19 protein-coding genes are annotated in these 22,288 nt (G+C 66.9%); 14 read left to right on the top strand and 5 right to left on the bottom strand.

What is annotated here, in order from left to right; all coding sequences use genetic code 11:
• Positions 1-33: 33 nt before the first annotated feature.
• Entirely contained in the window at positions 34-1,278 is a 1,245-nt protein-coding gene (locus ABH900_RS04670) for an efflux RND transporter periplasmic adaptor subunit (protein ID WP_429621752.1), read from the bottom strand.
• Between the two features lie 187 nt (positions 1,279-1,465).
• On the opposite strand from ABH900_RS04670, the gene ABH900_RS04665 reads away from it, so the two are divergent.
• The 9 genes from ABH900_RS04665 (at position 1,466) to ABH900_RS04625 (ending at position 10,452) form a co-directional block, all read left to right on the top strand.
• Positions 1,466-2,785 carry a M20 family metallopeptidase gene (locus ABH900_RS04665; RefSeq protein WP_429621751.1) on the top strand — a complete coding sequence of 440 codons (1,320 nt, stop codon included), beginning with the start codon at positions 1,466-1,468 and terminating at the stop codon, positions 2,783-2,785.
• Positions 2,786-3,372: 587 nt separating this feature from the next.
• A complete protein-coding gene (queF, locus tag ABH900_RS04660; protein ID WP_429621750.1) occupies positions 3,373-4,191 on the top strand; it encodes an NADPH-dependent 7-cyano-7-deazaguanine reductase QueF in 819 nt (272 codons plus the stop codon).
• Between the two features lie 171 nt (positions 4,192-4,362).
• Complete coding sequence (locus tag ABH900_RS04655; protein WP_005419771.1) at positions 4,363-4,656, top strand: LysM peptidoglycan-binding domain-containing protein; 294 nt, start codon at positions 4,363-4,365, stop codon at positions 4,654-4,656.
• Between the two features lie 45 nt (positions 4,657-4,701).
• Positions 4,702-5,214 carry a hypothetical protein gene (locus tag ABH900_RS04650; RefSeq protein WP_429621749.1) on the top strand — a complete coding sequence of 171 codons (513 nt, stop codon included), beginning with the start codon at positions 4,702-4,704 and terminating at the stop codon, positions 5,212-5,214.
• A gap of 371 nt (positions 5,215-5,585) precedes the next feature.
• Positions 5,586-7,808: an NADP-dependent isocitrate dehydrogenase gene (locus ABH900_RS04645; protein WP_429621748.1), complete on the top strand. Its 2,223-nt coding sequence runs from the start codon at positions 5,586-5,588 to the stop codon at positions 7,806-7,808.
• Between the two features lie 316 nt (positions 7,809-8,124).
• Positions 8,125-9,090, top strand: coding sequence for a hypothetical protein (locus tag ABH900_RS04640; protein ID WP_429621747.1), 966 nt, complete (start codon positions 8,125-8,127; stop codon positions 9,088-9,090).
• Complete coding sequence (locus tag ABH900_RS04635; protein WP_429621746.1) at positions 9,083-9,631, top strand: GTP-binding protein; 549 nt, start codon at positions 9,083-9,085, stop codon at positions 9,629-9,631. Before ABH900_RS04640 ends, ABH900_RS04635 begins: the two co-directional genes overlap by 8 nt.
• The gene (locus tag ABH900_RS04630; protein WP_429621745.1) at positions 9,624-10,040 is read left to right on the top strand and encodes a roadblock/LC7 domain-containing protein; all 417 of its coding nucleotides are present in this window, start codon (positions 9,624-9,626) and stop codon (positions 10,038-10,040) included. The genes ABH900_RS04635 and ABH900_RS04630 overlap by 8 nt, the downstream gene beginning before the upstream one ends.
• Positions 10,041-10,092: 52 nt before the next feature.
• Entirely contained in the window at positions 10,093-10,452 is a 360-nt protein-coding gene (locus ABH900_RS04625; RefSeq protein WP_429621744.1) for a hypothetical protein, read from the top strand.
• Between the two features lie 75 nt (positions 10,453-10,527).
• Here ABH900_RS04625 and ABH900_RS04620 read toward each other — a convergent pair whose 3' ends face one another.
• Positions 10,528-11,274 carry a KilA-N domain-containing protein gene (locus ABH900_RS04620; protein WP_429621743.1) on the bottom strand — a complete coding sequence of 249 codons (747 nt, stop codon included), beginning with the start codon at positions 11,272-11,274 and terminating at the stop codon, positions 10,528-10,530.
• 194 nt (positions 11,275-11,468) lie between these two features.
• Between ABH900_RS04620 and aceK the strand changes: the two genes are divergently transcribed.
• Together aceK and ABH900_RS04610 are read left to right on the top strand one after the other, a co-directional pair.
• Positions 11,469-13,199, top strand: a complete 1,731-nt coding sequence (gene aceK / locus ABH900_RS04615) for a bifunctional isocitrate dehydrogenase kinase/phosphatase (protein ID WP_429621742.1) — start codon at positions 11,469-11,471, stop codon at positions 13,197-13,199.
• 66 nt (positions 13,200-13,265) lie between these two features.
• Complete coding sequence (locus ABH900_RS04610) at positions 13,266-14,156, top strand: energy transducer TonB (RefSeq protein WP_429621741.1); 891 nt, start codon at positions 13,266-13,268, stop codon at positions 14,154-14,156.
• 40 nt (positions 14,157-14,196) lie between these two features.
• Here the strand turns inward: ABH900_RS04610 and ABH900_RS04605 are convergent, their stop codons facing one another.
• The 3 genes from ABH900_RS04605 to trxA all read right to left on the bottom strand — a co-directional run bounded on the left by ABH900_RS04605 (position 14,197) and on the right by trxA (position 18,319).
• Positions 14,197-15,771, bottom strand: a complete 1,575-nt coding sequence (locus tag ABH900_RS04605; protein ID WP_429621740.1) for a sensor domain-containing diguanylate cyclase — start codon at positions 15,769-15,771, stop codon at positions 14,197-14,199.
• A gap of 209 nt (positions 15,772-15,980) precedes the next feature.
• Entirely contained in the window at positions 15,981-17,759 is a 1,779-nt protein-coding gene (rho, locus tag ABH900_RS04600) for a transcription termination factor Rho (RefSeq protein WP_429621739.1), read from the bottom strand.
• A gap of 230 nt (positions 17,760-17,989) precedes the next feature.
• On the bottom strand, positions 17,990-18,319 hold the full coding sequence (gene trxA / locus ABH900_RS04595; RefSeq protein WP_005411275.1) for a thioredoxin: 330 nt from the start codon (positions 18,317-18,319) through the stop codon (positions 17,990-17,992).
• 511 nt (positions 18,320-18,830) lie between these two features.
• On the opposite strand from trxA, the gene rhlB reads away from it, so the two are divergent.
• From rhlB to ftsX, 3 genes are all read left to right on the top strand, one after another.
• Entirely contained in the window at positions 18,831-20,534 is a 1,704-nt protein-coding gene (gene rhlB / locus ABH900_RS04590) for an ATP-dependent RNA helicase RhlB (RefSeq protein WP_429621738.1), read from the top strand.
• A 114-nt stretch (positions 20,535-20,648) separates the two neighbouring features.
• A complete protein-coding gene (gene ftsE / locus ABH900_RS04585) occupies positions 20,649-21,335 on the top strand; it encodes a cell division ATP-binding protein FtsE (RefSeq protein WP_429621737.1) in 687 nt (228 codons plus the stop codon).
• Between the two features lie 3 nt (positions 21,336-21,338).
• Positions 21,339-22,286 carry a permease-like cell division protein FtsX gene (gene ftsX, locus ABH900_RS04580; protein WP_429621736.1) on the top strand — a complete coding sequence of 316 codons (948 nt, stop codon included), beginning with the start codon at positions 21,339-21,341 and terminating at the stop codon, positions 22,284-22,286.
• The last annotated feature ends 2 nt before the right edge of the window (positions 22,287-22,288 follow it).

The following is a 22,288-nucleotide window of genomic DNA, read 5'->3' as shown; positions in this document are numbered from 1 at the left end:
TCCGCCGGCGCGAAGGAGATCAGTGGCCTGCGCTCAGCGCGGGCCACCACCGCGACGGCCACCGCCGCCCGCGTTCTTCTGCTCGGCCGCTTTCAGCTCGGCCTCGGTCGGTGCGGCCGGGGTCTCGCCCGGCTTGAGCCCGGTGACCTTGCTGCCCGGCTTCAGGCGGAACTGGCCTTCACTGACCACCCGCTCGCCGCCCTTCAGGCCTTCGGCGATCTGCACCTGGCTGTCGCCCACTTCCACGCCGCTGCGCACGGTCTGCATCTTCACCGTGTTGTCGCCCTGCACGACATAGACGTACTCGCCGTCTGGGCCACGCAGCACCGCCTGGGTGGGGATGACCACGCCGCCGGCAATGGTGCGCAGCTGCATGCGCACGTTGACGAACTGGCCTGGCCACAGGCCGTTGTCGGCGTTGTCGAACAGGGCGCGCGCCTTGAACGTGCCGCTGTCGGCACTGATCAGGTTGTCGACCACGTCCAGCTTGCCGTCGCCGGACAGCACGTGCGAATCGGCGCGGTCCAGTGCCGCCACCGGTACCGTGCCGGCCGCCTGCGCCTGGCGCACGTCGCCGAGCTGGCGCTCGGGCAGGTTGAACAGCACGTGGATCGGGTGGATCTGGGTCAGCGTGACCAGTGCGGTACCTGCGTTGACCACGTTGCCGGCGTCGACTGCGCGGATGCCGGCGATGCCGGAGATCGGCGCGGTGACCTTGGTGTACTGCAGCTGCACCTGCGCCGAGCGCATGCTGGCGTCGTTGGCGGCTACCGCGCTTTCGTACTGTGCCACTTGATTTCGCTGTGTATCCAGATCGGTCTTGGCGACGTACTGGCGATACTCCGGTGCGTTCGAGCGCTGGAAATTGGAGCGTGCGGTCGCCAGCAGCGCTTCGTTCTGGCGCTTGGCGGCAGCGGCCTGGTCATAGCTGGCCTGGGCGGTGCGCGGGTCGATCACCGCCAGCACGTCGCCCTGCTTCACTTCCTGGCCTTCGCGGAAATTGAGGCTCATCAGTTGGCCGCCGACCTGCGGGCTGACCGTGACGGTGTTCATCGCGGTCACCGTGCCCAGTGCGCTGGCGTAGACCGGCACGTCCTGGCGGGTGGCGTCGACCACGGTCACCGGCACCGGGCCGGCATCCGGATCTTCGCCGCCCTGGCGGGCGCCCGCCGCTGGTTTCCCAGCCTTGTCCTTGCTCCCGCCCACGACGCGCAGGCCGACCACGGCCAGCACCAGCACTGCCACGACCAGCAGCACGATCTTCCAAACACGTGACATTACGAGGACTCCGAGAGGACTGGACCGGGCGGGGCGCCGGCGGCAATGCGCAAAGCATACCTGTGCCACATCACGTTTCCTGCATGACGGATGGGACGGGCGCTAAGACCGGATCCGGCGCCGGAGGTTCCCGTAGCGCCGGTGTTGCCCTACATTCAGCTGGAACCCCCTTGCCGTGGAGATTGCGATGCGCCGTTCGTTGCTGCTGTCCGCCCTGCTGCTGGCCCTGCCGGCCCTTGCCCACGCCCAGGAAGGGGAACGCCCGGAAGTGACCGCCGCTGCACAGCGGCTGCAGTCCAAGGTGGTCGAATGGCGGCGCGATTTCCACCAGCACCCGGAGCTGTCCAACCGCGAAGTGCGCACCTCGGCCGAGGTGGCCAAGCGGCTGCGGGCGATGGGGCTGAAGCCGAAGACCGGCATCGCCCACCATGGCGTGGTGGCGATCATCGAAGGTGGCAAGCCAGGCCCGAAGATCGCCCTGCGCGCCGACATGGATGCGCTGCCGGTGACCGAGCAGACCGGGCTGGCATTCGCTTCCAAGGCCACCGACCAGTACCGCGGCCAGACCGTGGGCGTGATGCATGCCTGCGGCCATGACGCGCACACGGCCACCCTGCTGGGCGTGGCCGAGGCTCTGGTGTCGATGAAGAAGGACCTGCCGGGCCAGGTGATGCTGATTTTCCAGCCGGCCGAGGAAGGCGCGCCGCCGCCGGAAGAGGGCGGTGCCGCACTGATGCTGAAGGAAGGGCTGTTCGCCGACTTCAAGCCGGAGGCGGTGTTCGGCCTGCATGTGTTCTCCAGTGTGCAGGCCGGGCAGATCGCCGTGCGCGGTGGGCCGTTGATGGCGGCGTCGGATCGTTTCGGGATCAAGGTGATCGGTCGCCAGACGCACGGCTCGGCACCGTGGAACGGTGTTGATCCGATCGTCGCCACCGCCGATCTGGTGGGCACCGCGCAGACCATCGTCAGCCGTCGCGTCAATCTCTCCAGGCAACCGGCGGTGCTGACCTTCGGCGCGATCAATGGCGGTATCCGCTACAACATCATTCCCGATGAAGTGGAAATGGTCGGCACCATCCGCACCTTTGACGAAGGCATGCGCCAACAGATCTTCGCCGACCTGCGCAACGTGGCCGAGCACACCGCGGCCGCCCATGGTGCCAAGGCGGTGACCGACATCTACGAATCGGAAGGCAACCCGGCCACGGTGAACGACCCGGCACTGACCGCGAAGATGCTGCCGAGCCTGCAGGCGGTGGTCGGCAAGGACAATGTGTACGAGCCGCCGCTGCAGATGGGGGCGGAGGATTTCTCGCTCTACGCGAAGGAAGTACCGGGCATGTTCTTCTTCGTCGGCTCCACCAGTGTGGGTATCGACCCGGCGACGGCGCCGGCCAACCATTCGCCGAAGTTCCTGCTGGATGAGAAGGCGCTGGATGTGGGGTTGCGCGCGCTGCTGCAGGTGAGCCTGGATTACCTGCACGGTGTCGGCACTCCGGCTGGGTGAGGGTTGCCGGCAGGGCTTGCAGCCCTGCACCCGCTGCAATCAAAGGCAACGTCAACGTCAACGTCAAAAGCGGCGCTGGTTTTCTGTGGGTTGGGCGGGGCGGTGTGGGCTTGCAGGACACGCCGTAAACCCGTCCATGGGGGCTCGTAGGCGCCATCCATGGCGCCTGCGGTCCTGCAAGCCCACACCACCCCGCCCCCGACAGATTCCCGCAACTGTCGGAACGGCACGGGGTCGGATCCCGTTGCTTCGCAACGGGCTCTGACCCCATTTTTGCTCTGGTGGGTGTCGACCTTGGTCGACACGGCGGACGTCATGAACGTCTGAAGCATGGGCTTTTGATTCTGATTCTCCTGATCTTTCCCGTGGTGGCGCGGGAAACTGTCCGTGGCCGGGAGCGTGGGTTGGCTGGGGGCGTGAGCCGCATGGATGCGGCGACCGAGCCTCCATGGACGGATTCACGGCGTCCCCCAGCCAACCCACCCTCCCGGCCAACCCCCGGCATCCGACATCCACCCACCACGGAGGGGCTCCGCCGTTGGCCGACCCGGCCGAAGGCCTGCCCTCCGCGCGATACAATGACCACCATGAACACCCCACAGGATTCCAGCCTCGGTCGCGAGGTCAGTTACCCGTCGCAGTACGATCCCGGCCTGCTGTTTCCCATCCCGCGCAGCGGCGCCCGCGCAGAAATTGGACTCGATGACGCCGCGCTGCCGTTCGTCGGCCACGATCGCTGGCATGCCTTCGAACTCAGCTGGCTCGACCCGCGTGGCAAGCCACAGGTCGCCGTCGCCACTGTGCAGGTGCCGTGCACCTCGCCGCGGCTGATCGAATCGAAGTCGTTCAAGCTGTACCTGAACTCCCTCAACAGCACCCGCGTCGACAGCGCCGAAGCCCTGCGCGAGCGCCTCATCGCCGACCTGTCGACCTGCGCTGGTGCGCCGGTCCAGGTCGCGTTCGGCCTGCCGGGCCTGCGCGAGACGCCACTGGGTGAATCCATCGACGGGCTGGAGCTGGAGATCGACTGCTATGGGCCGCCGCAGGCCGACTTCCTTGCCGCCAATGCCGGCGAGGTGGTGGAGGAAACGCTGGTCTCGGCATTGCTGAAGTCGAACTGCCCGGTTACCGGCCAGCCGGATTGGGCCACGGTCAGCCTGCGCTACCGGGGGCCGAAGATCGACCGCGCTGGCCTGCTGCGTTATCTGGTGAGTTACCGTGAGCACGCCGAGTTCCACGAACAATGCGTTGAGCGGATCTTCAGCGAGGTGTCTGCGCGCTGCCAGCCGCAGTGGCTGGAGGTGGAAGCCCGCTATACCCGCCGCGGCGGCCTGGACATCAATCCCTGGCGGGCAAGCCCCGGCATTGCTGCCCCGGCCGCGACCTACCGCGAACTGCGCCAGTAGCCGTCGCAGGCGGTTACGGGTAGCGCCGGGCCACGCCCGGCGAGCGCAGCGGACACTTCCCGCCCCGATTGTTCAGCCGCCCCCCGGGGCGGCTTCACATCTGCACCATCCCCATTTAACAACCGCCATGGCACCGTGCGAGCCACGTAGTCATGCAGACGGGAGTTGTGGATGAGTACCGAGAAGAAGGCCGATTTCTCCGGCGTCAGTGGCAGCGTCGACAGTACCGCCGAGCAGGTGCCCAAGGCGGACTTCTCCGGCGTCAGCGCTTCGGTGGACAGCACCGCCGACGTTGTGAGCGGCGGCACCTACACCGTGCAGAAGGGTGATTCGCTGTCGAAGATCGCCAAGCAGCATCTGGGCGATGCCAATGCCTGGAAGAAGATCTTCGAAGCCAACCGCGATGTGCTCGACGACCCGGACAAGATCTTCCCGGGCCAGACCCTGAAGCTGCCGCCGAAGTAAGCCGGCGATCGAACGCCGTCCGACAATCCCTGGGAGGAACCCCGAATGATCAAGACCACCCCGCTCCAGACCGCCCTCATCGCCGCCCTGCTGGGCAGCGTTGCCCTGGTCGGTTGCAAGAAGAAGGAAGAGTCCACCGACAGCACCGCAGCACCGGCGGCGACCGCCCCGGCCGAACCGGCAGCGCCGGCGCCGATGACGGGTGCACCGCCGCCGATGGCAGCGGCCGCTGCGGTCAGCGTCTCGACCGTTACCGTGGGCAAGACGGCGGCCGCCGACAAGTCGGTTGCACCGTCGGCGCTGTTCGCCCCGAAGGATGACGTCATCGTCTCGGTGAAGACCGACGGTGCGGCCAACAACGTCAGTGTCGGCGCCAAGCTGACCTTCCAGGATGGTCAGGTAGCCGGCGAGCAGAACGCGACCCTGAACACCAGCGGCGCGGAAACCACCAACGTCACGTTCAAGAATGCAAAGGGCTGGCCGGCGGGCAAGTATCGCGCCGAGGTCATGGTCGATGGCAAGGCGGCCGGAACGCCGCAGGAGTTCGAGGTCAAGTAAGTCCTGCCGACTCTCTCCCGGCAGGGCTCACGATGGACGCAGCCGCGAGGCTGCGTCCTTTTTTGTTGGTGACTGTTGGGGGATGGCTTCATCCACGCGTGGCGTGGATCTACTGGCGGATACCTGCACGATCCACGCACGGCCGCATTTTTGTAGATCCACGCCATGCGTGGATGGATCACAGCGTTGCCAGGGTGCAGTACCGGCGCGTATGGCGCGGCTTTGCCCCGCGCGGCTGAAAACGCGACAATACAGGGGTTTCCCCGCCGCGCGCCCACCCTGACGGCGACGGGGGAAAGCGACACGGTTGCACGTGGCCCGGCGCTGGCGCCGGCCTTCCCCTGAGCACTGCTACAGAGTCCAAGTCCCCCATGTCCAAGATCCTCTACACGCTGACCGACGAAGCACCGTTCCTGGCCACCCAGTCACTGCTGCCGATCGTCGACGCCTACACCTCCACCGCCGGTATCGCGGTGGAAACCCGTGACATTTCCCTGTCCGGCCGCATCCTGTCGCTGTTCCCGGAACTGCTGAGCGATGCGCAGAAGGTCAGCGATGACCTGGCCGAGCTGGGCCAGCTGGCGACCACGCCCGACGCCAACATCATCAAGCTGCCAAACATCTCCGCCTCGGTGCCGCAGCTGAAGGCGGCCATCAAGGAACTGCAGGACCAGGGTTATCCGCTGCCGGATTACCCGGAAGCCCCGGCTGACGACCAGCAGCGCGACTACAAGGCGCGCTATGACAAGGTCAAGGGCAGTGCGGTGAACCCGGTGCTGCGCGAAGGCAATTCCGACCGCCGTGCACCGTTGTCGGTGAAGAACTATGCACGCAAGCACCCGCATCGCATGGGTGCCTGGGCGTCGGATTCGAAGTCGCACGTTTCGCACATGGACGCCGGTGATTTCTATGGCAGCGAAAAGTCGGCCACCCTGGCCAACGCCGGTTCGCTGAAGATCACCCTGCACGGCAAGGACGGCAGCGCTGTCGTGCTGAAGGAAAAGACCGCGGTCAAGGCCGGTGAGATCGTCGACGCTGCGGTGATGAGCCGCAAGGCGCTGGCCACCTTCATCGATGCGCAGATCGCTGACGCCAAGAGCCAGGGCGTGCTGTTCTCGCTGCACCTGAAGGCGACCATGATGAAGGTCTCCGACCCGATCATGTTCGGCGTGGTCGTCAACGAGTTCTACAAGGACGTGCTGGCCAAGCACGCCGATGCGCTCAAGCAGGCCGGTTTCGATGCCAACAACGGTATCGGTGATCTGGTCGCGCGACTGCCGGCGCTGCCGGAAGCCACCCGTGCTGCCATCGAGGCCGACCTGAAGGCCGAGTACGCGCAGCGTCCGGGCCTGGCCATGGTCAACTCCGACAAGGGCATCACCAACCTGCACGTGCCCAGTGACGTGATCGTCGACGCTTCGATGCCGGCGATGATCCGCGACTCCGGCAAGATGTGGAATGCCGAAGGCAAGCTGCAGGACACCAAGGCGGTCATTCCGGACCGCTGCTACGCCGGCGTGTACCAGGCCGTCATCGACGACTGCAAGACGCACGGTGCGTTCAATCCGGCCACCATGGGCTCGGTGCCCAACGTCGGCCTGATGGCACAGAAGGCTGAAGAGTACGGCTCGCACGACAAGACCTTCCAGATCGCTGCCGATGGCGTGGTCAAGGTCACCGACGATGCCGGCAACGTGGTGTTCGAGCATGCCGTGGAAGCGGGCGACATCTGGCGCATGTGCCAGACCAAGGACGCGCCGATCCAGGACTGGGTCAAGCTGGCCGTCGAACGCGCCCGCCTGAGCAGCACCCCGGCCGTGTTCTGGCTGGACGCCGCCCGTGCCCACGACGCGCAGGTCATCGCCAAGGTCGAAACCTACCTGAAGAACCACGACACCACGGGCCTGGACATCCGTATCCTGCCGCCGGTGGAAGCGACCGCGTTCTCGCTGGCCCGCATCCGCAAGGGTGAGGACACCATTTCGGTGACCGGCAACGTGCTGCGTGACTACCTCACCGACCTGTTCCCGATCATGGAGCTGGGCACCAGCGCCAAGATGCTGTCGATCGTGCCGCTGATGGCCGGTGGTGGCCTGTTCGAGACCGGCGCCGGCGGTTCTGCCCCGAAGCACGTGCAGCAGTTCGTCGAAGAAGACTACCTGCGCTGGGATTCGCTGGGCGAATTCCTGGCCCTGGCCGCGTCGCTGGAACACCTCGGCAACCGCTACGACAACGCCGCTGCCCGCGTGCTGGCCAAGGCGCTGGATGAAGCCAACGGCCAGTTCCTGGACAACGACAAGTCGCCGTCGCGCAAGCTCGGTGGCATCGACAACCGTGGCAGCCACTTCTACATCGCGCTGTACTGGGCGCAGGCGCTTGCCGCGCAAAGCGAAGACGCCGCACTGCAGGCACGCTTCGCTCCGCTGGCCAAGACGCTGTCGGACAACGAGCAGAAGATCGTCGACGAGCTGATTGCGGTGCAGGGCAAGGCCGTGGACATCGGCGGCTACTACCGTCCGGACGTGGCCAAGGCCAGCAAGGCGATGCGCCCGAGCGCGACCTTCAATGCCGCGCTGGAGCAGCTGCGCGGCTGATCCATTGCCGTTCGGTTGTGACTTCGGAACCCGCGCTTCGGCGCGGGTTTCTTTTTTGGCTCCAGGGTTGGATCCCCTTCGCACGGCGAAAGGGATCTGACCCCATCCGACCTGGGGCTGGAACCGTGAAATCCATCGACTGTCGTAACGCCGTCAAGAGGGCATGAAACTTGCCCACGATGGCTGTCGCAGAACGGAAAAGGGTGCGTTCGCGGTCACTCCAGATCTGAGCAATCGATCACGACGGCCGTCGCAAACGATGCCCTAGCCTTGGCGACGCGAGACCACCGGGGAGGTGGTCGCACGGGGAACACGGATGGCACGCGTGCTGGTAGTGGGAACCGACATCCAGGGTGAACAGGCCCTGCTGCAACGGCTGCGCCTGGCATCGGCCCTGCCGGACGGCCAGATCCGCCGCAGCCAGGATCTGGACGACTGCGATCTGCTGGTGATCCGAGATACCCCGGCCCTGCGCAATGCGGCCCAACGCATGCGCCAGCAACGTCCGCGCCTGCACTGCTGGATCGAAGACCCGGGTGGCCAGCTGCGCGACGGCGATGGTCACCAGGACGTGCTTGACGATGGCGCCATCGGTCGCGCGCTGCGTGGCATGCAGTTGGCACCGGAGCCCCTGGCCATGCACCTGCCTGCACCGATCCGCCTCGCCGATGGCGCTCACGCCATCACCCGCCTGCTGCGCGAGCGGTTGCCGTTGCGGCAGGGCCAGGTGCTGCTCAGTGATGCGGGCGAGCCCTTGTTGCTGATGGATCTGGAACATGACCATGCGGTGCTGTTGCAGGAGCCGGCGGCGGCGCTGGTGGAGCGCTTGGCCGATGCCTTCGAACGCCTGCAGCTGGATGCGCTGACACCGGCACGACTGCAGGCTCTGGCGGGCGAGCGGCCGCGCCAGCCGCTGCGGCCGCTGCTGTGGCAGTGGGCACAGCGCAGCCGTCATTGGCAGGCGCTGGACGAACGCTTGCGCAGCACCTCGGTGAAGCTGCTGCGCTGGCCGGATTTCCGTGTGCTGGGGCATGACCACGATGGCTTCCGCCTGTGCTCGCTGCTGCTCAAGCGGGCCTGCACGGTGGACGAATGCGCGATGTTGCTCGATCTGCCGGCCGCGGCCGTGCGTGATTTCATCCATGCGGCCTACCTGTGTGGCTATGCGCAGTTGCAGACCGCTCCCGCAGTGCCGGTGATGGCCGTGCGTGGCACCGGCAACGACAACGGCCTGCTCGCCCGCCTGTGGCGGCACCTGCGCGGGAGTGAACGCAATGCGTGAGCACAAGGTGGTGGTGCTGGGGGGGATGGGCAGCGGCAAGTCGACCCTGGTGCGCAGCATCGCTGCCGGCGCCGTGGTCGATACGGATGTGGCCAACAGTGATCGCATCGGCGCCGACAAGGCGTCCACCACGGTCGCGCTGGACTACGCCGATATCGACCTGCCCAACGGTGAACGCCTGCGCCTCTACGGCACGCCGGGTCAGCAGCGCTTCGACTTCCTGTGGCCGATCCTGCTGCAGGGCGCACGGGGCGCGGTGCTGCTGCTGGACGCGCGCCGTGCCGCGCTGGCCACCGAGCTGGAGGATTATCTGCAGGTGCTGCGGCCCTTTGCCCCGGCATTGGCGCTGGTGGTGGCGGTTACCCATCTCGACCAGGCGCCGCATGACGCGATGGATGACTGGGCCGCGCGTGCCTGCCTCGACGAGCAACCGCTGCCGCTGTTGGCGGTGGACGCCCGCGACCGTGAACAGGGACTGCTGCTGATGGATGTGCTGATGGGCGAGATGGAAGCGCATGCACTGGTGGCCGCGCATGGCTGACGGGCAGGAGGCGGTACTGCCCGACGCCGGCCAGCGCGAGCGCCTGCAGCCCTTGCTGCAGGATCTGCGGCAGCGGGTGGAAGGTGTGCGCACGGTCGTGCTGGCCAGCGTTGATGGCTTCGCCCTGGTCAGCGCGGGCGCCGACGGGCGTGGCGAACGATTGGCCGCGATGACCAGTGCGATGCTGGCACTGGCTGCCGCGGTGGGGCGCGAACTGCTGCTGGGTGATCTGCAGACACTGATGCTGGAGGCCGCCGGCGGCAAGGTGTTGATGCTGGCCGTCCAGGCCGAAGGGCGTGCGCCGCTGCTGCTGATGGCGGCCTGCGACCAGCGCAGCGTGATCGGCCAGGTGCTGTGGCAAAGCAGGGAATGTGGCCAGGCGATCCTGGCCGAACTCGGCGGATCGTGAGCCCGGCCGCAGGGGAACCAGGGGCTCGAACCAACTTTGAGAGGGGAGCGACGTGGCTGGATTGACTGATTCGTTGAACGCACTGATGGGCATCGATGGCGCGCAGGCGGTGGCGCTGGTCGATTACGAAAGCGGCATGCTGCTGGGCGAAGCCGGGACCGGCATGGACATGGAGGTGGCGGCGGCCGGCAATACCGAAGTGATCCGCGCCAAGATGAAGACCGCCGCGTCGCTGAATCTGAACGACACCATCGAGGACATCCTGATTTCGCTGGGCAAGGCGTACCACATCATGCGCCCGGTGGCGAAGAAGAAGGGCCTGTTCTTCTACATCGTGCTGGACCGGACCAAGTCCAACCTGGCGCTGGCGCGGCGCAAGGTGCAGGACGTGGAGGCGGAGCTGGCGATCTGAGCCGGCGGCTTCCGTAGGGTCGAGCCATGCTCGACTGCTTTTCGCCAAAGCAGTCGAGCAAGCTCGACGCCGCGCTCACGCCGCCGGAAGCAGCAGCGCGGAGACGAACGACAGCGCCTTGCTGTCGCGCGCGGCGAAGTAGGCAGCCGCCTTTTCGGGCAGCCATACTTCGTTGAAGTGGCGCCGGAAGTCCTCGTAGAACTCGTTGGGGTACAGCTTGGCCGGCACCGTGCGCCCATCCGGGTAGGTGTGGTCATACGTGGGCAGTGCATCGGTGTCGACACCCCGTTGGTCCCTCAGCCACTTGCAGAACAGGCGCCCTTCGGAAATGTCCGGCACCAGCGCCTGTGGCAGCGTGTAGCCCGCCTGTTCAAGCGGTGCGATCAGGTTCAACGTCAGCTCGTTGAGCATCGAGAAATGGGTGTACGGCACCTTGGCGCGGTTCTGCATGTAGCGGTCGATATGCGCGGGCATCACCGCGTTGGCGCGGCCCTGCTGCCATTCCACCACCCACTGCGAGACCTTCACCGCGAACTTGCGCGACAGCCACTGGCCCAGGTTGATGGCCAGGTAGGGGTGGATCCAGGTGCCCTGCATCGTGGAATTTCCGCCGGATGCCACATGGATCAGTTCATTTTCGGCCAGCCCTGTCTGGGCGGTGAGCTCCTGCAGGAACTCCTCCGTCGATTTCAGCGCCCGGTAGTCGGACCAGCGCTTGTTGACCGACTGGCACAGCGCAGTGGCGCTGATATAGCCGTCGCGGGCGCGCTGCGGGATCACGTTGCCGTCCTCCATGCGCGGGATCAGGGTCATTTGCTGCATGCGTCACCTCGTGCCGTTGTGAGCCTGGAAGGGTAGGCAACGCGGTGGCTCGGGGTCTGTAGGAATCGTTGCGATCTTCGTGGCGCGCCCCGGCCCGGGGATGTGAGAGCGAAAAGCCGTCGAGCACGCTCGACGCTACACAAGCCACCCCACGGCGGCGTATGGTGGATGCCCGTCCTCCTGCCGAGCCGTGCATGTCCCAGCCCGACTTTGCCGCAGATCTGGCACCGCACATCGCCGCCGCCATCCGCGATGGTTTCGAGCAGTACCACGCTCGCTTTGCGGCGATCACCGCGCGTGCGCGGCAACGTTTCGAGCAGCGCGACTGGGCGGCGGCCCGCCGCGATGCGGTCGAGCGCATCGCCCTGTACGACCTGTGCGTGGCCGAGCAGATGGACGCGCTGCGCCGTGTCGCCGGCGATGCGATTGGCGCGCGCCCGTTGTGGCTGCAGGTGCACGCACACTACAGCGCGCTGCTGCAGGGGCTGATCGACGCCGAGCTGTACAAGACCTTCTACAACACCCTGTCGCGGCGCCTGTTCGGCACACGCGGCGTGGACCCGGCGCTGGAGTTCATTGCCTTCGATGTCGAGCCGTCCGATGCGATCACCCATCCGGTCGCACGCCACACCTATGCGGTGTCGCCGACGCGGCCGGTGGAAGCATTGCAGCGGGTGCTGGCCGACTATCGCTTCGACATTCCCTATGCGCACCAGCTGCGTTGTGCGGCGGCGATCGTCGTGCGCCTGCAGGATGACCTTGCGCACTGGGGCGACACGCCGGTGCGCAGCATCGAGCTGCTCGATACCGTGTTCTACCGCGAACGCCGCGCCTATCTGGTCGGCCGCGTGTTCGGCGAGCATCGCTTCTCGCCGTGCGTGATCGCCCTGGTCAATGACGAGCGTGGTCTGCGTGCGGACGCGGTGCTGACCCGGCGCCGCGATGTCGCCCATCTGTTCGGTGTCTCACGCAGCTACTTCCAGGCCGACCTGGCCACGGTGGGCGATGCGGTGGTGTTCCTTCGCAGTCTGCTGCCGGGCAAGCCGATCGACGAGATCTACACCGTGCTGGGCCGTGCCAAGCAGGGCAAGACCGAGCGCTACCGCACCTTCTTCCGTCACTTCAATGAGCATCGGCAGGAGCACCTGGTGCCCGCTGAAGGCACGCCGGGCATGGTGATGGCGGTGTTCACGCTGCCCAGCTATCCACTGGTGTTCAAGCTGATCCGCGACCGCTTCGCCTGGCCCAAGGCGATGTCGCGACAACAGGTGGAAGAGAAGTACGCGCTGGTATTCAACCTCGACCGTGTCGGCCGCCTGCTCGATGCACAGCCCTATCGCCACCTGCGCTTCCCGCGCGACCGGTTCGCGCCGGCATTGCTGCAGGAACTGCTGCAGCAATGTGCGCAGAGCGTGCGCATCGATGGTGACCAGGTGGAAGTCGCGCTGTGCTACGTGCAGCGTCGCTTCCGCCCGTTGAACCTGTACCTGCGCGAGCAGGGTGGCGACGCGGTGCGCGCAGCGGTGCTCGACTATGCACAGGCGATCACCGACATGGCGCGCAACAACATCTTCCCCGGCGACATGCTGCCGAAGAACTTCGGTGTGTCCCGCCACGGCCGGGCCGTGTTCTATGACTACGACGAGCTGTGTCTGGTCAGTGACTGCGTGTTCCGCGCCTGGCCCCAGCCGCGAACGCCGGAGGACGCCATGGCCGACGAGCCTTGGTTCCATGTCGGCCCACGTGACGTGTTTCCCGAGCGCTTCGGGCCATTCATGGGGTTGCCGATGGGCGAACTGGCCGCAGTGCGCGAGCACTACCGGCATCTGTTCGATCCAACCTGGTGGCAGGGCCTGCAGGCACGCTTCGCCCAGGGCGAGTATCCGGATACGCCGCCCTACGCGGCAGCCCATCGCCTGGCGTGAACCGCCTGCCGGTGCGGTCCGGACTGGGGTACGCTCGCGGATCACCTCATCACCACGGATCCGGCAATGATGCGCTCCCCCCTGTTCCTCGCCCTGGCATTGGCGTTCGCCGCCGGTGCTCCGCTGCTGCCGGCTGAAGCCACGGCCCAGAACGCGCGCGCCGTACGCGCCACCGCCGAGATGAGCATGGTCCTATCCGGCAACATCGACGTGGCGGCCGACGGTTCGGTCAGTGCATTGACCCTTGACCAGCAGGCGATGCTCGCACCGGGCATCGCTTCGTTCGTGGAAGGCGCCATCCGTGGCTGGCGGTTCGAGCCGACCCTGCGCGACGGCAAGCCGGTGGCCGTCCATGCGCCTTTGCGGGTGCGCCTGCGTGGCAGGGAGCAGGACGACGGCAACTACCAGGTCAGCATGACCAGTGTCGACTTCAGCGACTATGACCCGAGCTCCACCACGAGCGTCACCCGCAAGCGCATGCCGCCACCGCGTTACCCCGAGGATGCCTTCCGGAGTGGCGGACAGGGTGACGTGCTGCTGCTGGTCAAAGTGGCGCGCGACGGCAACGTGGCCGATGTCATTGCCGAACAGGTGAACATGACGGTGGTCGCACCGGAACGGACCATGGCCAAGATGCGTGACCTGCTTGCCAAGGCCAGCATCAACGCAGCCCGCAAGTGGACCTTCGTCCCGCCGACCACCGGCGAGGACAGCACCCGGGACTTCTGGACCGTGCGCGTGCCGGTGACCTTCGCCCTGAATAACAATGGCAACGGCCAGCCGGAACGCTATGGGCGCTGGCGCGCCTTCATTCCCGGCCCGCGCCAGGCCGCACCGTGGCGTACGCCGGATGCCGCTGGGCAGGCGGGCAGTGATCTGCTGCCCGCCGGGGGCGTGTACATGGTCGATGGCACCCAGCGCGGCCTGCGCCTGCTGACGCCGCTGGCGCAGCGCTGAGCCTGGCGGAGCCGGAGCGGCCGGCCATGCCGGCCGCTTCTCAATCCGCGTAGGGGTAGACCACCACCCGGTTGCGGCCCTGTTCCTTGGCCATGTACAGGGCCTTGTCGGCCAGGCGCAGCGCCTGCTCGGCATCGACATGGAAGCTGGGGAAGTGGGCGACACCCAGCGATACGGTGATGGTGCCGACCGGCGCGAACGGATGATCTGCGATGTGCTGGCGCAGGCGCTCGCCAGCCTGGCGCGCCGAATCGGTACTGATGCCCGGCAGCAGCAGCAGGAATTCCTCGCCGCCGGCGCGGCAGAGGATGTCGCTGTCGCGCGAGTAGCGGCGCATCTGGTCGGCGATATGGACGATGGCGGCGTCGCCGATGTCATGGCCATGGGCATCGTTGATCGACTTGAAGCGGTCGATGTCCAGCGCCAGGATCGCGAAGGGGATGCCCTGCACCTGCAACGCATCCAGGGCCTGCTGCAGGCCACGGCGGTTGAGCAGACCGGTCAGCGGATCGGTGCGGCTGGCGCGGTTGAGCGTGCCGATGCGGTCCTGCAGGGCGTTGAAGCTGTGCAGCACCGCCTGCTTGAGCTGGGCCACCTCGAAGTACCAGGCGCGGATGCCGCTGACGTGGTTGATCGCGTTTCCGGTGTCCTCGCCTCCCTGCACGTTGCGCGCCAGCTGCCACAGCGGCATCGAGATGCGTCGCGCGAACCACCAGGTGATCAGCAGCGACAGCAGGCCCAGCGGGATCGCGTTCCAGATCACCGCCGTCATCAAGCGCGACAATGGCTGCAGCGTGGATTCGGTCGGCCGCTGGGCGATGATGCCCCAGCCGGTCGCCGGCACTGGTGCATAACCGGCCAGCATCGACACGCCCAGGTTGTTGCGTACCTGCTGCGCACCGCGCTCGCCGCGCACCACGGCCTTCACCGCCGGGTTGCCGACCACGTAGTCGCCCACCCGCTTGCCGTCGGCGTGGTAAAGCAGGCGGCCATGGCGGTCGACCACGTACAGATAGGAGCCATCGCGGTAGTAGTGCTTGCCCAGCAGCGTGTGCAGCGCACTGCGCTGACGCAGGTACAGGGTGCCGCTGATGTAGCCGCGATAGTGGCCTGCGCGGTCGAAGATCGGGTGTGACAGCGAGACCAGCAGCTTGCCGGTCGCCGACTGGTACGGGTCGCTGATCATCGGTTGGCGTGCGGCCAGTGCCGCATTGTTGCCGACGCTGTGCAGGATCTCGCCCTGCAGCTGCAGGGTCTGCGGCGAGGTGGCGATCACCAGGCCATCGGCATCCACCACCAGCGAGGAATTGAAGCTGTTGGTCTGCAGCTGCAGGCGGCTGGCCTCGTCCTGGGCCCGTCCGGGATCCATGTCGGTCTCGCCGAGACGGGTGGCGGCGTAGGCCAGCTCCTGTTGCGCGCCCAGCAGGAAGTTCTGGGTGGTCTCGGCCAGCTTGGTGGCGTAGACGCGGTTGGCTTCCAGGGTATTGCCGACCAGCTGGTCGCGCTGCACGCGGTAGCTGGCCAGCAGGGTGTTGGCCAGGGCGATGATGGCACTGAGCAGGGCCAGGGCGAGGATCAGCTTGCCCAGGTTGAGGCGGGGGGACAGCGTTCGCATGCGTCGACGGATCCGGCAGGAGGCTGGACCCGACCGGTTCTCCGGAAGGGGCGACAGCGGGAATCGGTGGCCAGGCCCGCAGAGCCGGGCAGGGTGTCGGGCGAATTATCGCCAAAACCGGGCGCTGGCAAAGTGAAGTCGGTCGCCCTGCAGGCAAAAAAAAACCTGCCGCAGGCAGCGGCAGGTTTCTTCCGATGCAGTGCCTGGGCTCAGCGCTTCATCGAACCGAAGAACTCGTCGTTGGACTTGGTGTTCTTCATCTTGTCCAGCAGGAATTCCATCGCCGCCATTTCATCCATCGGATGCAGCAGCTTGCGCAGGATCCAGATCTTCTGCAGCAGTTCCGGCTCGATCAGCAGATCTTCGCGGCGGGTGCCCGAACGGTTGATGTCGATGGCCGGGAACACACGCTTTTCAGCGATGCGGCGGCTCAGGTGCACTTCGCTGTTGCCGGTGCCCTTGAACTCTTCGTAGATCACCTCGTCCATCTTCGAGCCGGTGTCGACCAGCGCGGTGGCGATGATGGTCAGGCTGCCGCCTTCTTCCACGTTGCGTGCGGCGCCGAAGAAGCGCTTCGGGCGGTGCAGGGCGTTGGCGTCCACACCACCGGTCAGCACCTTGCCCGAGCTCGGCACCACGTTGTTGTAGGCACGGGCCAGACGGGTGATCGAGTCGAGCAGGATCACCACATCCTTCTTGTGCTCGACCAGGCGCTTGGCGCGCTCGATGACCATTTCGGCCACCTGCACGTGACGCGCGGCCGGCTCATCGAAGGTCGAGCTGATGACCTCGCCGCGCACGGTGCGCTGCATTTCGGTCACTTCTTCCGGGCGCTCATCGATCAGCAGCACGATCAGGTGCACGTCCGGGTGGTTGGTGGTGATCGCCGTGGCGACCTGCTGCATCATCATCGTCTTGCCCGCCTTCGGCTGGGAAACGATGAGCGAACGCTGGCCCTTGCCCTGCGGCGCCATCAGGTCGAGGATGCGGCCGGTGATGTCTTCCGACGAACCGTTGCCACGCTCCAGGGTGAAGCGGCGGCGCGGGAACAGCGCGGTCAGGTTCTCGAACAGCACCTTGTTCTTCGACGCTTCCAGCGGCTCACCGTTGATGGTGTCCACGATCGACAGCGCGAAGTAGCGCTCACCATCCTTCGGGAAGCGGATGCGGCCGGACAGGTGGTCGCCGGTACGCAGGTTGAAGCGGCGGATCTGGCTGGGCGAAATGTAGGTATCGTCCGGGCCGGCCAGGTAGCTGGCTTCGGCCGCGCGCAGGAAGCCGAAGCCGTCCGGCAGGATTTCCAGCACGCCGTCGGCAGCGACGCCGTCACCGTGGCGGGTCAGCACCTTCAACAGGGCGAAGATCACGTCCTGCTTGCGCGCGCGCGCCACGCCTTCGGAAATCTGCAGCTGATCGGCGATTTCCAGCAGCTTCTGCGCCGGCATCCGCTTGAGATCGCTCAGCGAGTAGACCGGGAAGCCTTCCGGCACATTGGCGTGCGGGCGCGGCACGAAGGGCTGCTGCTCGCCGTTGTCGTTGGGCATGCCGTCGTCGCGGAAGCGGCCGCCGTTGCCGCCACCACCGCCGCCGCCATTGCGGTCACGGTCACGGCGGTTGCGGAAGCGGTCGCGGCGGTTGCCCTGACCTTGGCCCTGGCCCTGCTGGCCGCCCTGGTTGTAGGGGTTCTGGTTCTGGCCGCCGCCCTGGTTGTTCTGCTGCGATTGCCGCGGCTGGCCGGATTCGCGGCCCTCACCACCGTCGCCGCCGCCACTGCTGGCAGGGGCCTCGGCGGCGGGCGCGCTCGGCGCGGGAGCAGAGGCCGCCGGCGCCGGCGCTTCGGGCGCGGCGGCCAGCGGCAGGGCCGGTTGCGCCGGTGCAGCGCTGGTTTCGGCGGCCGCCGGAGCAGCAGCCTTGGTTACGCGGGGCTTGCGCACGCGCTTTTCGGCGGGCGCTTCAGCGCTACCGGTTTCGGGAGTGTTATCGGACAAGAGCGTTATTCCTCGCTTGAAGGTGCGAGCGCCCGGCTGGGGCGGCGAACGTTGGGAATGGGTCTGGAAGAAACTGCGTCCAGAAGATGCGGCACGCGAACGCGGCCGGATATGCCGACACTATCATCGGCTCGCGGCGCCGTGCAAGGGTCGCCGGGAACAGCATTCATGCAGGCACGGTGCCCGCCGGTCGACAGCCGCCGGTGGCGGCTGCCGACATCGTCACAGGATCAGGCCAGGGCCTTGTCCAGCAGGCCGGCCAGCTGGGCCTTGCCCACCGCACCGATCTGCTCACCGACCTTCTCGCCGTCCTTGAACACGACCAGGTAGGGAATCGAGCGCACGTGGTACTTGGCGGCCAGCGCGCGGTTGTGGTCGACGTTGACCTTGGCGATCTTGGCGCGGCCCTGGTAGGCATCGGCCAGTTCGTCCAGCGCCGGGGCGATCATCTTGCACGGGCCACACCACTCGGCCCAGAAATCGACCAGCACCGGTTCCTTGGAATTCAGCACTGCGCTATCAAAGTCGGCGTCGCCGACATGTACAACCTTGTCGCTCATCTTGGTTTCTCGTCTTGGATTGCACCCGGCCATGCCGGAGGTGGGTGAACTGGGCCATGCCCGGTGGCGCGACCCTCGTCGTTGCCTCGCGGCGCACTGCCGCGGTGCGTTCGGCGGGATGCCTGGACGCTCACGGCCGGCAGTGTACCCCTATCGCACGGCAGGGACAGGCGGCGGCTGGAACCCAGCGTATCGTGATCGCTTCGAAGCCTGGTATGTGTCGGATTTCACTGTCTTCCTCAAGATGGGGCTGGCAGCGGGTGACACCAGTGCCCTGCGCCGGGCCATTCAAGTCTGGTGTGGCTGGGTGAAGAAGGGGCGTCTCCCGGGATTGTGAGACGGGGCATTCCGGTTTGCCGGCCCGAGTGCGTTAAACTGGGGCATTGTGCGGCGTGCGGACCGGGTGGTCCCTCCCTGCCAACCCGCCGCAGGGGCCGCAGTTTGCGACGGTGCCCCCAGACGATGAAGTGCCAGCCGCCCCATGGGCCGGCGGCCATACCAAGACGGACACATGAGCGACAAACCGCTGACCGATTTGACCTTCTCCTCCTTCGAGCTGCATCCGGCCCTGCAGGCTGGTCTTGAAGGAGCCGGATTCACCCGCTGCACGCCCATCCAGGCGCTGACCCTGCCGGTCGCACTGCCCGGTGGTGATGTCGCCGGCCAGGCCCAGACCGGCACCGGCAAGACCCTGGCCTTCCTGGTCGCTGTCGTGAACCGCCTGCTGACCCGCCCGGCCCTGGCCGACCGCAAGCCGGAAGACCCGCGCGCGCTGATCCTGGCACCGACCCGCGAGCTGGCCATCCAGATCCACAAGGATGCGGTGAAGTTCGGTTCCGACCTGGGCCTGCGTTTTGCCCTGGTCTACGGCGGCGTGGATTACGACAAGCAGCGCGAACTGCTGCAGCAGGGCGTCGACGTGATCATCGCCACCCCGGGCCGCCTGATCGACTACGTCAAGCAGCACAAGGTGGTGTCGCTGCACGCCTGCGAGATCTGCGTGCTGGACGAAGCTGACCGCATGTTCGACCTGGGCTTCATCAAGGACATCCGCTTCCTGCTGCGCCGCATGCCCGAGCGCGCCATCCGGCAGACCCTGCTGTTCAGCGCCACCCTCAGCCACCGCGTGCTGGAGCTGGCCTACGAGCACATGAACGAGCCGCAGAAGCTGGTGGTTGAAGCCGAGACCATCACCGCCGCGCGCGTGCGCCAGCGCATCTACTTCCCGGCCGACGACGAGAAGATCCCGCTGCTGCTGGGCCTGCTGTCGCGCAGTGAAGGCGCCCGGACCATGGTGTTCGTCAACACCAAGGTGTTCGTCGAGCGCGTGGCCCGTTCGCTGGAAAAGGCCGGCTACCGTGTCGGCGTGCTGTCCGGTGACGTGCCGCAGAAGAAGCGCGAGAGCCTGCTCAACCGCTTCCAGAAGGGCCAGCTGGAAATCCTGGTGGCCACCGATGTGGCCGCCCGCGGCCTGCACATCGACGGCATCAAGTATGTCTACAACTACGACCTGCCGTTCGACGCCGAAGACTACGTCCACCGTATCGGCCGTACCGCGCGCCTGGGTGAAGAGGGCGATGCGATCAGTTTCGCCTGCGAGCGCTACGCGATGGGCCTGCCGGACATCGAGGCCTACATCGAGCAGAAGATTCCGTCCGAGCCGGTCACCAAGGAACTGATGACCCCGCTGCCGCGCCCGGAGCGTCCGGCCCCGGCCGCTGGCGAGGAAGGCGAGGAGAACGAGAGCGTCGGCCAGATCTTCCGTGAAGCGCGCGAAGCCCGCGCTGCCGAAGAGGAACGCCGTGGCGGTGGTCGCAGTGGCAGCCGCTCCGGCGGTGGTCGTGGCGAGCGTCGCGACGGTGAGCGCAGCGGTGAACGCCGTCCGCGTGGCCCGCGCAAGCCGCGCGTGGAAGGCGAGCAGGCCGCCGCTGCTCCGGCCGAGGGTGCCGAGGCCGTCGTGGTCCAGGCCCCGCGTCCGCCGCGTGCCGAAGGTGCACCGGAAGGTGCCGCCGAGGGCGAGCGCAAGCCGCGCAAGCGCCGTCGTCGCCGCCACGGCCGTCCGGTCGAGGGCGCCGAGGGCATGCAGGCCAATGCTGCCGGCCCGGTCACCCCGGTCCAGGTGGTGGCCAAGCCGGTGCGTACCGCCGCTGATTCCGGCGACTCGTTCCTGACCCGTATCGGCCGCAAGATCCGCCGGATGCTGTCGGGCAACTGATCCAGTAGCACCCGGCCGTTGGTCGGGTGGCTTTGGGGCGTGCCGACCAACGGTCGGCACCCACCAGCGGCCCGGCGCTACCGATCTGTCGCGCCGGTCCTGCATAATCGGGGCATGAGTGTCCTGCGCTTCGACAATGTCAGCAAACAGTACGCCGGTGGCCACGAGGCGCTGATCGATGTCAGCTTCGAGGTCGCGCCGGGCGAGATGCTGTTCGTCACCGGCCATTCCGGGGCGGGCAAAAGCACCCTGCTCAAGTTGATCCACCTCGACGAGCGGCCCAGCCGCGGCGCGGTGATGTTCGATGAGCGCAACCTGCTGAAAGTGCGCGGGGGCGACGTGCCTCGCCATCGCCGGGCGGTTGGCGCGGTCTACCAGGACCATCGCCTGCTGATGGACCGCTCGATCGCCGAAAACGTGGCGTTGCCGCTGATCCTGCGCGGTACCCGCCGTGGCGATATCGGCAAGCGCGTGCGTTCGGTGCTGGAGCGGATGGGCCTGGGCCACCGCGAGAAGGCGTTGCCCTCGCAGCTGTCGGCCGGCGAACAGCAGCGCGTCGGCATTGCCCGCGCGATTGTCGGTGAGCCCAAGCTGCTGGTGGCCGACGAGCCGACCGGCAACCTCGATCCGACCCTGGCGGCGGAGATCATGGCGCTGTTCGCCGAGTTGCCCGCGCGCGGCACCAGCGTGCTGGTGGTCAGCCACGATCTGCCGCTGCTGCGCCGCATGCGCAAGCGTGTGCTGATCCTCGACCACGGCCGGCTGGTGGATGACATCTCGCCGCAGGACCTGGCGGAGTAACGCATGGCGAAGAACGAAAACAGCGAAGCCGCCGCCCCCTCGCGCGTGGGTGTCTGGTTCCAGCACCACGCACACAGCGTGGTGTTCAGCCTGGGCCGTGCTTTCCGCAAGCCGTGGGCGACCCTGCTGACGGTGATGGTCATGGCGCTGGCCCTGGCGCTGCCGCTGGGGCTGTCGATCGCGCTGGACAACCTCAAGCAGTTCGCCGGCAGCGTGCAGCAGTCGCGCGACATCAATGTGTTCCTGAAAGGCAATGTCGATGCCCCTGGCGCGCTGCGCCTGGCCGGCCAGCTACGCGACCGTGATGACGTTGCCGAGGTGAATGTGCGCACGCCGGAGCAGGGCCTGCAGGAGCTGCGCGATGCCGGCCTCGGCGAGGCGATCGACGCACTCAACGACAATCCGCTGCCCTCGCTGCTGGTGATCACCCCGGGCCAGGGCAAGGACGACGCGCGCCTGGCGCGCGCGCTGGAAAGCCTGCCCGAAGCCGACCTGGTGCAGCACGATGCGCTGTGGCGCCAGCGTCTGGATGCCTGGCTGGCGTTCGGTGCGCGGCTGGTGCAGGTGCTGTCGGTGCTGCTTGGCGTCGGCGCTGCGCTGGTGGTTGGTAACACCGTGCGCCTGGATATCCAGGCCCGTCGCGAAGAGATCGGCGTGCTGCAGCTGCTCGGTGCCAGTGATGGCTTCATCCGCCGCCCGTTCCTGTACCTGGGCGCGTGGTATGGCCTGGGTGCCGGTGCGGTGGCGCTGGCCCTGATCGGTGCCGCCGGTGCCGCGCTGCGGCTGCCGCTGGCCGAACTTTCGCGCAGCTATGGCAGTCCGTTCGTGCTGCATGGCCTGGACCTGCTGCATGGCGGCCTGGTCCTGCTCGGCACGTTGCTGCTGGGTTGGCTGGGCGCGTGGCTGGTGACCGGTCATTTCCTCCGCCAGACCCGCCCGACCGACACCTGAGA

The organism is Stenotrophomonas sp. AN71 (assembly GCF_050435725.1).
Classification (GTDB): Bacteria; Pseudomonadota; Gammaproteobacteria; order Xanthomonadales; family Xanthomonadaceae; genus Stenotrophomonas.
Note: the sequence above shows the minus strand (reverse complement) of the source record. Positions and strands in the feature narration are given on the sequence as shown.

Coding starts and splice junctions, on each gene's coding strand:
- ABH900_RS04670 (WP_429621752.1), bottom strand. CDS start 1,278: ATGTCACGTGTTTGGAAGATCGTGCTGCTGGTCGTGGCAGTGCTGGTG.
- ABH900_RS04665 (WP_429621751.1), top strand. CDS start 1,466: ATGCGCCGTTCGTTGCTGCTGTCCGCCCTGCTGCTGGCCCTGCCGGCC.
- queF (WP_429621750.1), top strand. CDS start 3,373: ATGAACACCCCACAGGATTCCAGCCTCGGTCGCGAGGTCAGTTACCCG.
- ABH900_RS04655 (WP_005419771.1), top strand. CDS start 4,363: ATGAGTACCGAGAAGAAGGCCGATTTCTCCGGCGTCAGTGGCAGCGTC.
- ABH900_RS04650 (WP_429621749.1), top strand. CDS start 4,702: ATGATCAAGACCACCCCGCTCCAGACCGCCCTCATCGCCGCCCTGCTG.
- ABH900_RS04645 (WP_429621748.1), top strand. CDS start 5,586: ATGTCCAAGATCCTCTACACGCTGACCGACGAAGCACCGTTCCTGGCC.
- ABH900_RS04640 (WP_429621747.1), top strand. CDS start 8,125: ATGGCACGCGTGCTGGTAGTGGGAACCGACATCCAGGGTGAACAGGCC.
- ABH900_RS04635 (WP_429621746.1), top strand. CDS start 9,083: ATGCGTGAGCACAAGGTGGTGGTGCTGGGGGGGATGGGCAGCGGCAAG.
- ABH900_RS04630 (WP_429621745.1), top strand. CDS start 9,624: ATGGCTGACGGGCAGGAGGCGGTACTGCCCGACGCCGGCCAGCGCGAG.
- ABH900_RS04620 (WP_429621743.1), bottom strand. CDS start 11,274: ATGCAGCAAATGACCCTGATCCCGCGCATGGAGGACGGCAACGTGATC.
- aceK (WP_429621742.1), top strand. CDS start 11,469: ATGTCCCAGCCCGACTTTGCCGCAGATCTGGCACCGCACATCGCCGCC.
- ABH900_RS04610 (WP_429621741.1), top strand. CDS start 13,266: ATGATGCGCTCCCCCCTGTTCCTCGCCCTGGCATTGGCGTTCGCCGCC.
- ABH900_RS04605 (WP_429621740.1), bottom strand. CDS start 15,771: ATGCGAACGCTGTCCCCCCGCCTCAACCTGGGCAAGCTGATCCTCGCC.
- trxA (WP_005411275.1), bottom strand. CDS start 18,319: ATGAGCGACAAGGTTGTACATGTCGGCGACGCCGACTTTGATAGCGCA.
- rhlB (WP_429621738.1), top strand. CDS start 18,831: ATGAGCGACAAACCGCTGACCGATTTGACCTTCTCCTCCTTCGAGCTG.
- ftsE (WP_429621737.1), top strand. CDS start 20,649: ATGAGTGTCCTGCGCTTCGACAATGTCAGCAAACAGTACGCCGGTGGC.
- ftsX (WP_429621736.1), top strand. CDS start 21,339: ATGGCGAAGAACGAAAACAGCGAAGCCGCCGCCCCCTCGCGCGTGGGT.